General features: G+C 72.0%; 12 protein-coding genes. 2 read left to right on the top strand and 10 right to left on the bottom strand.

Going from position 1 to position 14,131, the window contains the following annotated elements; translation table 11 throughout:
• Positions 1–90 precede the first annotated feature (90 nt).
• Entirely contained in the window at positions 91–1,512 is a 1,422-nt protein-coding gene (locus LMU33_RS11030; RefSeq protein WP_228619585.1) for a lipase maturation factor family protein, read from the top strand.
• A gap of 55 nt (positions 1,513–1,567) precedes the next feature.
• Here the strand turns inward: LMU33_RS11030 and LMU33_RS11025 are convergent, their stop codons facing one another.
• Genes LMU33_RS11025 through LMU33_RS10985 form a run of 9 tightly spaced genes read right to left on the bottom strand, consistent with a single transcriptional unit; the run spans position 1,568 to position 9,971 of the window.
• Positions 1,568–2,068: a cupin domain-containing protein gene (locus LMU33_RS11025; RefSeq protein WP_228619584.1), complete on the bottom strand. Its 501-nt coding sequence runs from the start codon at positions 2,066–2,068 to the stop codon at positions 1,568–1,570.
• Between the two features lie 53 nt (positions 2,069–2,121).
• Positions 2,122–2,961: an amidohydrolase family protein gene (locus LMU33_RS11020; RefSeq protein ID WP_228619582.1), complete on the bottom strand. Its 840-nt coding sequence runs from the start codon at positions 2,959–2,961 to the stop codon at positions 2,122–2,124.
• Complete coding sequence (locus tag LMU33_RS11015) at positions 2,958–3,305, bottom strand: L-rhamnose mutarotase (RefSeq protein ID WP_228619580.1); 348 nt, start codon at positions 3,303–3,305, stop codon at positions 2,958–2,960. Before LMU33_RS11015 ends, LMU33_RS11020 begins: the two co-directional genes overlap by 4 nt.
• Complete coding sequence (locus tag LMU33_RS11010; RefSeq protein WP_228619578.1) at positions 3,302–4,273, bottom strand: aldo/keto reductase; 972 nt, start codon at positions 4,271–4,273, stop codon at positions 3,302–3,304. The genes LMU33_RS11015 and LMU33_RS11010 overlap by 4 nt, the downstream gene beginning before the upstream one ends.
• Positions 4,270–5,025 carry an SDR family NAD(P)-dependent oxidoreductase gene (locus LMU33_RS11005; protein WP_228619577.1) on the bottom strand — a complete coding sequence of 252 codons (756 nt, stop codon included), beginning with the start codon at positions 5,023–5,025 and terminating at the stop codon, positions 4,270–4,272. The genes LMU33_RS11010 and LMU33_RS11005 overlap by 4 nt, the downstream gene beginning before the upstream one ends.
• Positions 5,022–6,362: an L-fuconate dehydratase gene (locus tag LMU33_RS11000; protein WP_228619575.1), complete on the bottom strand. Its 1,341-nt coding sequence runs from the start codon at positions 6,360–6,362 to the stop codon at positions 5,022–5,024. The genes LMU33_RS11005 and LMU33_RS11000 overlap by 4 nt, the downstream gene beginning before the upstream one ends.
• Positions 6,363–6,398: 36 nt before the next feature.
• Complete coding sequence (locus tag LMU33_RS10995; protein WP_228619574.1) at positions 6,399–7,427, bottom strand: ABC transporter permease; 1,029 nt, start codon at positions 7,425–7,427, stop codon at positions 6,399–6,401.
• The gene (locus tag LMU33_RS10990; RefSeq protein ID WP_228619572.1) at positions 7,420–8,910 is read right to left on the bottom strand and encodes a sugar ABC transporter ATP-binding protein; all 1,491 of its coding nucleotides are present in this window, start codon (positions 8,908–8,910) and stop codon (positions 7,420–7,422) included. The genes LMU33_RS10995 and LMU33_RS10990 overlap by 8 nt, the downstream gene beginning before the upstream one ends.
• Positions 8,907–9,971: a sugar ABC transporter substrate-binding protein gene (locus tag LMU33_RS10985; protein ID WP_228619570.1), complete on the bottom strand. Its 1,065-nt coding sequence runs from the start codon at positions 9,969–9,971 to the stop codon at positions 8,907–8,909. Before LMU33_RS10985 ends, LMU33_RS10990 begins: the two co-directional genes overlap by 4 nt.
• Before the next feature lie 163 nt (positions 9,972–10,134).
• Here LMU33_RS10985 and LMU33_RS10980 point away from each other — a divergent pair, with 163 nt between their 5' ends.
• On the top strand, positions 10,135–10,866 hold the full coding sequence (locus LMU33_RS10980) for a FadR/GntR family transcriptional regulator (RefSeq protein WP_228619569.1): 732 nt from the start codon (positions 10,135–10,137) through the stop codon (positions 10,864–10,866).
• Positions 10,867–11,112: 246 nt separating this feature from the next.
• On the opposite strand, the gene LMU33_RS10975 is transcribed toward LMU33_RS10980, so the two are convergent.
• On the bottom strand, positions 11,113–14,130 hold the full coding sequence (locus LMU33_RS10975; RefSeq protein WP_228619567.1) for an alpha-mannosidase: 3,018 nt from the start codon (positions 14,128–14,130) through the stop codon (positions 11,113–11,115).
• Position 14,131: the final 1 nt, after the last annotated feature.

Genomic DNA, 14,131 nt, shown 5'->3' with positions numbered 1-14,131 from the left:
TTGCATCGTGCCCGTTTGGCTGGCAACTCGGGGGCAGGTCATGATGAAGACGACACGACGGCTCAGCCGCGACGAAGGGCGCGCACGGCCGTGAACTGGTTCACCGCTGCCGACTACTGGCTGACCCGGCTGGTCTTCCAGCGGGCGCTGGCCGCCCTGTACCTGGTGGCGTTCCTCACCGCGGCGCTTCAGTTCCGGGCGCTGCTGGGCGAGCGCGGCATGCTGCCGATCCCCCGCTTCGTGGCACGGATCCCCTTCAGACGGGCGCCGAGCCTGTTCCATCTGCACTACTCCGACCGCTTCTTCGCCGGCTGTGCCTGGGCCGGCTGCGCGGTGTCGGCGGCGCTGCTGGCCGGCGCGGACTCCCTGCTGCCGTTGTGGGCCGGGATCCTGCTGTGGCTGGTTCCGTGGGCCCTGTATCTGTCGATCGTGAACGTGGGCCAGACGTGGTACGCGTTCGGCTGGGAGTCGCTGCTGCTGGAGACGGGCTTCCTGGCCGCGTTCCTCGGCAACGACGAGGTGGCGCCGCCGGTCGTCGTGCTGTTCCTGCTGCGCTGGATCCTGTTCCGGGTGGAGTTCGGCGCCGGGCTGATCAAGATGCGGGGGGACGCGTGCTGGCGGAAGCTGACCTGCCTCGACTACCACCACGAGACGCAGCCCATGCCGGGCCCGCTGAGCTGGTTCTTCCACCATCTGCCGAAGCCGCTGCACCGGGTGGAGGTGGCCGCCAACCACGTGACGCAACTGGTCGTGCCGGTGCTGCTGTTCACACCGCAGCCGATCGCCTCGGCCGCCGCCGCGCTGATGATCGTCACCCAGCTGTGGCTGGTGCTCTCCGGAAACTTCTCCTGGCTGAACTGGATCACCATCGTGCTGGCCGTGTCCGCGCTGCGGCTCCCCGGTTCCGCGCCGTCCGTGCCGGCGGCGCCACTGTGGTACGAGGTCCTGGTGCTCGCGGTCGGCGCGCTGCTGCTCTTCCTGAGCTACCGCCCGGTGGTCAACATGATCTCCCGCCGCCAGGTCATGAACCGCTCCTTCGACCCGCTGCACCTGGTGAACACCTACGGCGCGTTCGGCAGCGTCAGCCGGGTCCGCTACGAGGTGGTGGTCGAGGGCACGCTGGACGACGTACCGCGCGAGGACTCGGAGTGGCGGGAGTACGAGTTCCGCGGCAAGCCCGGTGACACCCGGCACTGGCCCCGCCAGTTCGCCCCCTACCATCTGCGCCTGGACTGGCTGATGTGGTTCGCGGCGCTGTCCCCCGCCTATGCCGGCGACTGGTTCGGCGGGCTGGTGGAGCGGCTGCTGGAGAACGACCGCGACACCCTGCGCCTGCTGCGCCGCTCTCCCTTCCCGCCGGACACCCCGCCCCGGTACGTCCGCGCCCGCCTGTTCCAGTACCGGTACACCACCTGGCGGGAGCTGCGGGCCAGCGGGGCCTGCTGGGAGCGGCGGTACGTCCGGGAGTACATGCCACCGGCGCGGCTGACGGCGGTGGCCGAGCGGTCGTGAGCGGCCGGGCCTCCGACACGCGGCTTCGACCCGCGGGATCGGCCCGATGCTCGGCCTACGGCTCCTTTCGGCTCTCCGAGGGGACCGGGTAGGACCGGGTCCGGTAGCGGCTGCGGAACTCGGCCAGCAACGCCTCGGTCGCCTCGGCCCCGGCGCTCACGGCGGCGTGCACGTCACGGAAGTAGTTCTCGTACCCGGCCGGGGTGAAGAGGCACAGTGCGCGTGCCGGGTCCGGGCCGGCGTTGCGGAAACCGTGCGGGGTGCCGCGGGTGGCGGCGAGCAGGTGCCCGGGGCCTGCCGTCACCTCGCCGTCGCCGGTGTGGAGCGTCAACTCGCCCTCGAGAACGTAGAAGTACTCGTCGTGTCCGTCGTGCACATGGGGCCTGGCACCGATGGTGCCGGGGGCGAGGCTGAACTCCTCGAAGGCGAAGCGTCCGCCCGTGTGCTCGCCGGTGAGCCGGAAGAAGTGCGCGACACCGGCGACGTCGATGTGTTCACCGTCCTCGGGGGCGCGGAGCAGCGGAGCGACGGGAGTGCGCGGCTGGTCATCGGTCATGTCGGCAATTGTGGGGCAGACGTTGCCGAGACGCCCGTCGCCCACGCCGCGCGTCACAGACCGTAGACGGCTGTGGCGGTGCCCTCGAAGAGGGCATGGCGGTCCGCATCGCCGAGGTCCGCGGTCAACTCGGCCATGGCGGTGCACACGTCGCTGTAGGTGGCCGCCAGCGTGCACACCGGCCAGTCGGAGCCGAACATCAGGCGGTCGGGGCCGAAGGCCTCCAGCGCCGTGTCCGTGTACGGCCGTAGGTCGGCCGTCGTCCAGGAGGCGGGGTCGGCCTCGGTGGCCAGGCCGGAGAGTTTGGCGACGGTGTTGGGCAGGGCGGCGAGTGCGCGCAGGGCGGACGCCCAGGGGTCGTGCTCTCCCGCGGCGATCGGCGGTTTGCCCAAGTGGTCGAGGACGAAGGTCAGTTGTGGCAGGGCGTGGGCGACCTCGGCGCAGGCCGGCAGTTGGTGGGGCAGCACCACCAGGTCGTACACGAGCCCGGCCGTCGCCACGGCCGCGAGGCCGCGCTGTACGTCCTTCCGCAGCAGCCACTGCGGGTCCGGCTCGCCCTGGACCTGGTGGCGGATGCCCTTCAGGAAGGACCCGCCGGGCAGTTCGCGCAGCCGGGAGAGTTCGTCGGCGATGTCGGGGCGGGTGAGGTCGGCCCAGCCCACGACCCCGGCGACGAGATCGTGTCCGGCCGCGAGCGCGAGGAACTCGGGCGTCTCCTCGGCGACGGTGACCGTCTGGACGAGGACCGTACGGTCCACTCCCGCCGCGCGGGCCTCCGGCGCCAGATCGGCGAGGGTGAAGTTCCGGCGCAGCGGCCGGAGTCCGGGCCCCTTGATCCAGTCCTGGTCGCGGACGGACAGGTCCCAGACATGGTGGTGGGCGTCGACGGTCACGGCAGCTCCCGGACGTGCTGGGCGCCGGCGCTTGGCAGCTCCCAGACGACGGGCAGCCCGGCGTCCGCACCGTCCCGGGAGTAGTCGTGCACGACGTCGAGCAGCTCGGCCATGCGGGCCTGCCAGGCCACGTTGACCGGCAGGTGCTCCAGTTCGGCGAGCAGGCGGGTGTAGTCCGCGCACTCCAGCAGGTGGAACAGGTCGGTGCCGCTGCGCCAGATGGTCCAGGAGGTGGCACCGGCGGCACGGATGGCGTCGGTGAGCTCCTTCGGGACCTCGCGGTGGGCCGCCTCGTACGCGGCGATCCTGTCGGAGCGGACCTTGGTGTGCAGGGCGACCCTCATGACGGGCCCTCCTCTCGGGGCAGCAGAGCGGACTCCCGCAGCTCGTGCCAGAACTGAGCCGGGACGGCGGACGCGAACTGGTCGGCGCAGTCGTGGACTTCGGGCGCGGAGCGCGGCCCGGGCAGGACGCTGGCGACGGCCGGGTGGGCGGAGGCGAAGGCCAGCGCGGCGGCGCGCAGGGTGGTGCCGTGCCGCTCGGCGACCGCCTTCATGCGCAGGACCCGGTCCAGCAAGCGTGGTGGGACACGGCTGTAGTCGTACGTCGACTCGGGCGTCGGGTCCGCCAGCAGGCCCGAGTTGAAGACGCCGCCGAGGACGACCGACACTCCGTGCTCGGCGGCCGCGGGCAGCAGTTCGGCGCCGGCGCTCTGGTCGAGCAGGGTGTAGCGGCCCGCGCACAGGACCACGTCCACGTCGGTGTCGCGGACGAACCGGGTGAGCATCGCGGTCTGGTTCATGCCGGCGCCGATCGCGCCGACGACGCCTTCGGCGCGCAGCTTCTCCAGGGCCGGGTAGGCCTCGCGGAAGGCCTGCTCGGCGTGGTCGTCGGGGTCGTGCAGATAGACGATGTCGACGCGGTCCAGGCCGAGGCGGTCCAGGCTCGCCTCCAGGGTACGGCGGACGCCGTCGGCGCTGAAGTCCCACACCCTGCGGTGGGCGGCGGGTACGGCGAAGCCGTGCGCCAGGTCGTCGCCGGTGCCGTCGGCGGGTTCGAGGCGGCGGCCGACCTTGGTGGAGACGGTGAACAGGGCGCGGTCGTGGTCGCGCAGGGCGGCGCCGAGCCGGCGTTCGGACAGGCCGAGCCCGTAGTGCGGGGCGGTGTCGAAGTACCGGATGCCGCGCTGCCAAGCGGCCTGTACGGCCCCCCGCGCCTGCTCGTCGTCCACCGGGCGGTAGAGGTTGCCGAGCGTCGCGGCGCCGAAGCCGAGCGGGGTGACCTCGACGCGGCTGCGGCCGAGCCTCGTCACCGGCCCACCGGCCGCAGCCTGAGGCCCTGCATGCCGCCGTCGACGGCGAGGGCGGTGCCGGTGGTGGCGCCGGACAGCGGACTGGCCAAGTAGGCGATGGCGCCGGCGACTTCGGCGGCGGAGACCAGCCGGCCGGTGGGCTGGCGGGCCTCGAGGGCGGCGCGTTCGGCGGCCGGATCCGGGGCCGCGTCCAGCAGCCGTCCGATCCACGGGGTGTCCGCCGTACCGGGGTTGACGCAGTTGACCCGGATGCCCTCACGGACGTGGTCGGCGGCCATGGCGAGGGTCAGGGAGTACACGGCGCCCTTGGTGGCGCTGTACAGGGCGCGCTGGGGCAGTCCGGCGGTGGCCGCGATGGAGCAGGTGTTGACGATCGCGGCGCGGTCCGAGCGGCGCAGGTGCGCAAGGGCGGCGCGGGCGGTGCGGACCATGCCGAGGACGTTGACGTCGAAGACGCGTTGCCACTCGGCGTCGTCGTTGTCCTCGACCGTGCCCTGGGCGCCGATCCCGGCGTTGTTGACCAGGACGTCCAGCCCGCCGAGGTCCTCGGCGGCCCGCTCGACGGCCGCGCGGACCGAGGCGTCGTCGGTGACGTCGGCGCGGTAGGCGAGGAGCGGCTTGTCGACGTCCGCCGGGTCCCGGTCGAGGACGGCGACCCGGGCGCCGCGGGCAGCGAGGAGGTCGGCGGTGGCCCGGCCGATGCCGGACGCGCCGCCGGTCACCAGGGCCCTCAGACCCTCGAAGTCGCTCATGCGGCCTCTCCCTTCCGGGTGTCGGGGTCGGCGGCCCAGTAGGTGCCGCCGGGGAAGGTGTACCGCGCGACGGACTCCGGGCGCAGGGCGGCGGAGAAGCCGGGCGCGGTGGGTGCGGTGTAGTGGCCGTCGTGGATGACGACCGGGGTGACGAAGTGCTCGTGGAGGTGGTCGACGTACTCGATGACCCGGTCCTCGGTGGTGCCCGAGACGGCCAGGTAGTCGAACATCGACAGGTGCTGGACGAGTTCGCACAGGCCGACGCCGCCCGCGTGCGGGCAGACGGGCACGCCGAACTTGGCGGCGAGCAGCAGGATGGCGAGGTTCTCGTTGACGCCGGCGACCCGGGCGGCGTCGATCTGGACGATGTCGAGGGCGCCCGCCTGGAGGAGCTGCTTGAACATGATCCGGTTGTGCACGTGTTCGCCGGTGGCGACCTTCACCGGGGCCACCGCGCGGCGGATCGTGGCGTGGCCGAGGACGTCGTCGGGGCTGGTGGGCTCCTCGATCCAGTACGGGTCGAACTCGGCGAGGGCCTTGGTCCAGCGGATCGCCTCGTCCACGTTCCAGCGCTGGTTGGCGTCGACGGCGAGCCGGATGTCCGGTCCGACGACCGCGCGGGCGACCCGGCAGCGCCGGATGTCGTCGTCGAGGTCGGCGCCGACCTTCAGTTTGATCTGTGTGAAGCCGTCGGCGACGGCCTGCGCGGCGAGCCGGCCGAGCTTGTCGTCGTCGTAGCCGAGCCAGCCCGGGGAGGTGGTGTAGGCGGGGTAGCCGCGCTCCAGCAGCCGCACCCGGCGCTCCCCGGCTCCCTCCCTCCCCCGCCTCAGCAGGTCGAGGGCCTCGGCGGGGGTGAGCGCGTCCGCGATGTACCGGAAGTCGATCTGCCCGACCAGCCACTCGGGTTCGGCGTCGGCGAGCAGTTGCCACAGCGGCTTGCCGGCCCGGCGGGCGGCGAGGTCCCAGACGGCGTTGACGACGGCCCCGACCGCCATGTGCATCACGCCCTTCTCGGGACCGAGCCAGCGCAGCTGGCTGTCGCCGATCAGGTCCCGGAAGAGCGAGCCGGGGTCGGCGCACAGCTCGGCCACGTCGCGGCCGAGCACATGGTCCCGAAGCGCGTCGATCGCGGCGACCTGGACGTCGTTGCCCCGCCCGATGGTGAAGACGAACCCGTGTCCCTCGTGCCCGTCGGCGGCGTCGGTGCGCAGCACGACGCAGGCCGCCGAGTAGTCGGGGTCCGGGTTCATCGCGTCGGAGCCGTCCAGCTCGCGCGAGGTGGGGAAACGGATGTCGTGGGTGTCGACCGCGGTGACGCGGGCGGGGGCCTGGGACACTGAAGTCCTTTCGTTCGTGGGGCACTTGGCGGCGGGTCAGTCCTGGGCGCGGCCCGTCGTCACGCGCGCGATCACGAGGGCGACGAGGATGATCCCGCCGTAGATGGCCTGGATCCAGAACGACGGGACCTGGGCGAGGGTGAGCAGGTTCTGTACGACGCCCAGGAGGAGGACGCCGGTCAGCGCGCCGAACATGGTGCCCTTGCCGCCGTCCAGGCTGATGCCGCCGATCACCGCGGCCGCGAACACCGTGAAGATCATGTTCTGGCCCTGGTTGGCGCTGATCGCACCGACGTAACCGGTCTGCAGCAGTCCGCCGAGCGAGGCGAGGACGCCCGCGACGACGTACACCCCGAGCATGACCCGATCCACCCGGACGCCGGCCGCGCGGGCGGCGTCCGCGTTGCCGCCGATCGCGTACAGGGCGCGGCCGGCGCGGTGGTACTTCAGCACGAACCCGGCGACGGCGAAGGCGACGGCGGCGAGCCACACCGACAGCGGCACGTCGAGGAAGGTGGTGGTGGCCAGGGAGTAGAAGCTGTCGGGCATGCCGAACAGGGTCTTGCCCTTGGTGGCGCCGACCAGCAGGCCGCGCAGCACGATGAGCATCGCGAGCGTCACGATGAACGCGTTGAGCCGGAACTTCACGACGAGGACGCCGTTGAAGGCGCCGATGACCGCGCCGACCACGGGGATCGCGAGCAGGGCGAGTCCGGCCGGGAAGCCGGTGCCCCAGCCGGACTGGCTCGCGGGCAGCACCAGCAGGGCGCCGACGGCCGGTGCGATGCCGACCACCGACTCCAGGGACAGGTCGAACTTGCCGGTGATCAGCACGAGCGACTCGGCGAGCACGACCATCGCGAGTGCGGCGGAGGCACCGAGGATCGAGATCAGGTTCCGCTCGGTCAGGAACGAGTCGTTGACCGCCGCGCCGAGCACCATGAGCAGCAACAGCGCGGGGACGAGTGCGAGTTCACGGGCCCGGCGCAGCAGTACGGTCCTGGCCGACCGGGCGTCCGGGGTCTTCGGGGGCGCGAGCGGCGGGGCGGCCCGGGTGTCAGCCATGGTCAACTCCTTCGATGGAGGCGATCAGCTCGTGGTCGCGCCAGCCGGCCGGGTGCTCGGCGACGACACGGCCGTGGAAGAGGACGAGGACGCGGTCGCAGCGGCGCAGGTCGTCTAGCTCGTCGGAGACGACGAGGATCGCGGTGCCGTCCTCGCGGGCGCTGTCCATGCGGGCGAGCAGTGACTCCTTGGACTTCACGTCGACGCCGGCGGTGGGGTTGATCAGGACCAGCAGGCGCGGGTCGGAGGCGAGGGCGCGGGCCATGACGACCTTCTGTGCGTTGCCGCCGGACAGGTCGGAGACGGGCTGGTCGGGGCCCTCGGCGTGGATGTCGAGGCGTTCGATCAGCTCGGCGGCGAAGCGGCGCCGTGCGTCGGTGGAGACGAATCCGGCCCGGCCCAGCCGGTCCAGCACGCTCAGCGTGGCGTTGTCGCCGATGCTCAGGCCGGACACCAGCCCCTGCTCGTGCCGGTCGCGCGGCACACAGCCGACCCCGGCCCGCAGGGCGGCCCGTACGTCCCCGAACGGCAGTTTCTCGCCGCCGAGTCGGGCGGTTCCGCCGGTCGGGGTGTGCAGCCCGGCGAAGGACTCGGCGAGCTCGGTCTTGCCGCTGCCGCTGGAGCCGGCGAGCCCGACCACCTCGCCACGGCGGACGATGAGGTCGACGCCCTCGTACGCCGGTGAGCTGAGCCCCTGTGCCTCCAGCAGCACGGGGGCGCCGGTCTCGGCTCCCCCGCCGTGTACGGCCTGCTCGGCGACGGACTCCCCGGCCATGGCCTCGACCAGTGCCGCCTTCGGCAGGTCGGCGACGGGTGCGGTGGTGATCCAGCGGGCGTCGCGCAGCACGGTGACCGTCTGGCAGACCTCGTACACCTCCTGGAGATGGTGGGAGATGAACAGGAAGGTGACGCCGGAGTCCTGCAGGGAGCGCATGCGGGCGAACAGCCGCTCGATCTCCCGGTTGTCGAGCTGGGCGGTGGGTTCGTCCAGCACGATGAACCGGGCGCCGAAGCTCAACGCCCGTGCGATCTCCACCATTTGCCGGTCCTCGACCCTGAGGTCGGCGGTGCGCGCCTCGGGGTCGACGCGCACGTCCCAGGTGTCGAGGAGTTCGGCGGCCTGCCGGCGCAGCCGGCGCCAGCTGATGACGCCGCGGCCGGTCGGCTGCCGGTTGAGGAACAGGTTCTCGGCGACCGTCAGCTCCGGCACGACGGTGGGCTTCTGGTAGACGCAGGCGACCCTGCGGCGCCAGGCGTCCCGGTCGCCGAGCGAGGGCGCGGGCTCGCCGTCGAAGCGGACCGTGCCCGCGTCCGGGGCCTGCAGGCCGGTGAGGACGTTCACCAGGGTCGACTTGCCGGCGCCGTTGCGGCCGACCAGGGCGTGGGACTCGCCGGGCAGGACGGTGAGCCGGCCGTCGGCGAGGGCGACGGTGGGGCCGTACCGTTTGACGATGCCCTCGGCTGCTACAAGCGGTGTGCTCATTTGACCGTGTTGCCCCACAGCTTGGGGTCGTCGACGTTGGCCTTGGTGACCAGTGGCGCGGGCAGCTGGTCCTCCAGGATCCCGCCGGGCAGCCTGACGATCACGGAGCCGTGGTCGGTGGGCCCGGTCTTGAACGTCTTACCGGCCATCGCCGCCTTGATGTAGTACAGGCCGTACTTGGCGTAGGCGTCGGCGGGCTGGGAGACCGTGGCGTCGATCTGGCCCTTGCGGATGGCGTCGAACTCCTGCGGGATGCCGTCGTTGGAGACGATCGCGATGTGGCCCTGCTGCCCGGCCGGTTTCAGCATGCCCTTGGACTTCAGGGTCTGCAGGGTCGGCGCGAGGTACACACCGCCCGCCTGCAGGTAGATGCCCTTGATGTCCGGGTTGGCGCCCAGCAGCGTGTCCAGCTTGGCGGCGGCCGTGTCGGACTCCCACTTCGCGGGGATCTCCAGCACCTTGAGCTTCGGGTACTTCTTCTTCACGCAGGACCGGAAGGCCTCGGAGCGGTCGCGGCCGTTGACCGAGGCAAGGTCGCCCATGACCTGTACGACCTTGCCGGTGCTGACGTGCTGTCCGAGGTAGTCGCAGGCCTTCTCGCCGTAGGCCACGTTGTCGGCGCGCACCACCATGGCGACCTTGCCCTTGTCGGGCGCGACGTCCACGGCGACCACGGGCACGCCCTTGCGCTCGGCCTGGTCGAGTCCGGCCTGGATGGCGGCGCTGTCCAGCGGGGCGACGACCAGTCCCTTGACGCCCTGGGTGAGTTCGTTGTCTATGTCGGTGATCTGCTGCGACGGGTCGCTGTTGGAGTTGACCGTCTTCAGCACCTGGACGCCCTCGGACTTGGCCATCTTGGGCACGTAGTCGTTGTACGACTGCCAGAACGGCGAGGTCAGCAGCGGCAGGATGACGCCGACCTTGCCGGTGCCGCCGCTGCCCGCGCTCGCGGTGTCCTTGGTGCTGCCGCAGGCGGCGAGCATGAGCGAGGCGCCGGCGGCCAGAGCCACCGCGCCGATGATCCGGGACCTGCTGCGCTTCCTGACAGTGCTGGCGGGCATCTCGCGGCTCCTCGTCGAGGGTGTTCGAGCAGACGCCGCATATTTATCAGACCAATCAGCCGAGTCAACACCCTCGTGCACGGAAAATTCGAGGATTCCGGGCGTAGTGGTCGGACCACTTGGCTGACTAGACTGCGGCCCACCGGGGGGAAGGAGGAACGGCGTGGACGAGGAAGAGGTGCCGCAGAAGGGCACGGTGACGCAGCGCGCCATCGAGGAGATCAAGGCGATGATCGCCGAGGGCCGGCTGGAGCCCGGCGAGCGGCTGCCCACCGAGCGGGATCTGGCGGCCCGGCTGGGCATCTCCCGCAGTTCGATGCGGGAGGCGATCCGCGCCCTGACCGTGATGGGCGTCCTGGAGGCCCGGCACGGCTCCGGGATCTACGTCACCGCGCTGGAGGCCGGGGACCTGCTGGAGACCTTCGGGGTGGTCGCGGACCTGTCCCGGGGGCCACGCCTGGTGGAACTCCTCGAGGTGCGCCGGATCCTTGAGTCGACGGCGACCGCGCTGGCCGCCGCGCGCATCACCGAGGACCAACTGGCCGCCGTGGGCAAGCACCTGGCGGCGATGAACGCCACCGACGACCCCGAGGAGATCCTCGCCCACGACCTCGCCTTCCACCGCGAGATCGCCGCGGCCGCGGGCAACGAGACCATGGCCGCCATCCTGGAGGGCCTGTCCTCCCGCACCTTCCGCGCCCGCGTCTGGCGCGGCTACCAGGAGGAGGGCGCCTTCGCCCGCACCCGCCGCGAACACGCCGCCATCCACCGCGCCCTCACCGCCCGCGACCCGGAGGCGGCACGCGCGGCGGCAGCGGCCCATGTCGGCGAGGTGGAGGAGTGGCTGCGGGCACAGCTCGGGGGGCAGAGCGGGGGCGGACAGGCCGGCGAGTAGGCGACGCCGGGGTCGGACGGGGCCGGGGAGCGGGTCAGGCCGGGGTCCGGCGGCGGGCGGGGCCGGGACGGCGACCCGCACGACCGGGCCCTGCCGGCCGAGCTGCCGCGCTGCGGGTGTCCGGCCGCGAAGTCGGTCGATGATTCTCTGCGCAAGGAGGTCGCCGCTGCGCCATGAGCATCCGTCCGGCGATCCGGTGCCGCCCGCGTCACCCCGGGGGCTGACGCGGGCGGCACCCGCCTCGGGTCAGCGCCGCAGCCGCAGCGTCATCAGCTGGAACGGCCGCAGTCGTACGGTGATCCGCTCGCCGCCGCGCTCCGGTGGCTCGGTGTCGCCGCCCGGCCGTTCCAGCAGGTCCGTCACCGTGACGTCCGCGACCTCGAAACCGGCCGTGAGGGTCGCCCGGGCCCGGCCGCCGTGGGCCTCGTGGAAGCGGACCACCACGTCTCCGCTGCCGTCGTCGGCGAGTTTGACCGCCGTGATCACGACGGCGTCGTTGTCCACCGCGACCAGCGGCGCGACCTCGTGGGCGCCGGTCAGGTGCCGTTCCGGCAGGTTGATCCGCCAGCCCTCGCGGACCGCGTCGCCGATCGAGGCGCCCGGGACGAGGGCGTGGCGGAAGCGGTGGACGCCCTGGTCGGTCTCGGGGTCGGGGAAGCGCGGGGCGCGCAGGAGGGAGACGCGCACCGTGGTCGTCGTACCGCGGTCGCCGTCGGCGCGTACCGTGCGGGTCACGTCGTGTCCGTACGTCGAGTCGTTGACCACCGCCACGCCCCAGCCGGGCTCCTCCAGGTGGACGAAGCGGTGGTTGCACGCCTCGAACTTGGCGGCCTCCCAGGAGGTGTTGGTGTGCGTGGGGCGGAAGGCGTGCCCGAACTGGGTCTCGGAGGCGTACCGTTCGGCGTGCAGGTCGAGCGGGAAGGCCAGCTTGAGGAACTTCTCCGTCTCGTGCCAGTCGACCTCGGTGTCGATGACCAGCCTCCGCTCGTCCGGCGGCAGCGTCAGCACCTGGGTGACCCGGGAGGCGCCGAAGCTCCGTACGATCCGCACCGACGCGCCGTCTTCGCCGGCCTCGACCGACTCGGCGTCCGTGAGGTCGGTGACGGTGTTGCGGTAGAAGGAGTCGACGTCCCAGGCGTCCCACATGTTCGGGAAGTCCGGGTGGAGTTGGAGCAGGTTGGCGGCCCGGCCGGGGGCGACGGTCTCGCGGCCGGCGTCGAGGTCGTACGCGGAGACGACGAGGCCGTGGGCGTCGATCCCGATGCGGAGCAGGCCGTTGTCCAGGACGTGACCGCCCGAGGTGCGGGGGGTCACGTGCGTTCCCTGCGGCAGGCTCGGCGTCCCGGCACCTCCGGCGGGAACACCGTGCCGGCTGTGCGGTGCCGGGTTGAAGACCAGGTGCCGGGTCCCCTCCCCCGCCAGGGCCCGCTGCGCCGCACCGGTGATCGCCTCCAGCTCTGCGGCGATCCGCTCGTACGTCGCCCGTGCCTCCCGGTGCACCCAGGCGATGGACGAGCCGGGCAGGATGTCGTGGAACTGGTGCAGCAGGACCGTCTTCCAGATCCGGTCCAACTCCTCGTAGGGGTAGGGGAATCCGGTGCGGACGGCCGCGGTGGCCGCCCAGAGTTCGGCCTCCCGCAGCAGGTGTTCGCTGCGCCGGTTGCCCTGCTTGGTCTTCGCCTGGCTGGTGAGGGTGGCGCGGTGCAGTTCGAGGTACAGCTCGCCGACCCAGACGGGCGGCTCGGGGTACTCGGCCTCGGCCTTGGCGAAGAAGGCGCGGGGTGTCTCCCAGACCACGGTGGCCGAGCCCTCGAGGTCGCGCAGCCGGGCCGCCTTGGCGACCATCTCGCGGGTGGTGCCGCCGCCTCCGTCGCCCCAGCCGGTCGGCGCGAGGGAGTGCCGGGCGCGGCCCTTGTCCTTGAAGTTGCGTGCCGCGTGGGCGAGTTCGCGACCCTTCATGGAACAGTTGTAGGTGTCGACGGGCGGGAAGTGCGTGAAGATCCGGGTGCCGTCGATGCCCTCCCACTGGAAGGTGTGGTGCGGGAACTTGTTCGTCTGGGACCAGGAGATCTTCTGCGTGAGCAGCCACTTGGCACCGGCCGCCTTGATGATCTGCGGGAGCCCGGCGGCGAAGCCGAAGGTGTCGGGCAGCCAGGCCTCCTCGTTCTCGATGCCGAACTCGTCCAGGAAGAACCGCTTGCCGTGCACGAACTGACGGGCCATCGCCTCCGAACCCGGCATGTTGGTGTCCGACTCCACCCACATCCCGCCGGCCGGCACGAACCGCCCCTCCGCCACGGCCTTCTTCACCCGTGCCCACACCTCGGGCCGGTGCTCCTTCACCCAGGCCCACTGCTGTGCCTGGGACATGGCGAAGACGAACTCCGGCTCGTCCTCGATCAGCGCGGTCATGTTGGAGGTCGTACGGGCCACCTTGCGCACCGTCTCGCGCAGCGGCCACAGCCAGGCCGAGTCGATGTGCGCGTGCCCGACGGCGCTGATCCGGTGCGCGGACGGTACGGCGGGGGCCGACAGCACACCGGTGAGCTCGGCGCGGGCCCGGCCGGCCGTGCCGTTCACGTCCTGGAGGTCGACGGCGTCCAGGGCCCGCTCGACGGCGCGCAGGACGTCGTGCCGGCGCGCGGAGTCCACGGGCAGCTCGGCCATCAGCTCGCCGAGCACCTCCAGGTCCATGACCAGCTGCCACACCGGCTCGTCGAAGACGGCGAGGTCCATGCGGGTGAGCGTGTACTGCGGCTCGTGCCCGGCGGTTTCCCTGTCGCCGAGCTGGGTGGGCAGGAAGGGGTGGTAGTCGAGGATGACCGGGTTGGAGGCGGCCTCGATGTGCAGGACCACCTCCTCGCCGCCCGCCACCGGGGTGCCGATGCGCACCCACTGGTTGCGGGGGTTGAGGCCCTTCACCGGGGTGCCGTCGGGCCGGTAGACCAGGCCCTCGCACTGGAAGCCGGGCATGTTCTCGTCGAAACCCAGGTCGAGCAGGGCCTCGACGGTCCTCCCGGCCCACGCCTCGGGCACGGTCCCGGACACCCGGAACCAGCTGGTGCCCCAGGGAGCACCCCACCGGGCGCCGACCTGGACGGGCTCCGGCTCGGCGGCGAGTCCCTCCTCGACCGGCACGGGTTCGCCGGGCGCGTGCCACACCGCGACCTGCAGCGGCACGGACTCGGGGTACACGGCGGGGCGGATGCGTTCGTCGAGGACACGCCTGAGGCGGGCTTCCACCAGAGTGCGGTCGTCATGCATG

The sequence above is a fragment of the Streptomyces barringtoniae genome, assembly GCF_020819595.1.
GTDB lineage: Bacteria > Actinomycetota > Actinomycetes > Streptomycetales > Streptomycetaceae > Streptomyces > Streptomyces barringtoniae.
This window is presented reverse-complemented; position numbering and strand designations above follow the sequence as displayed.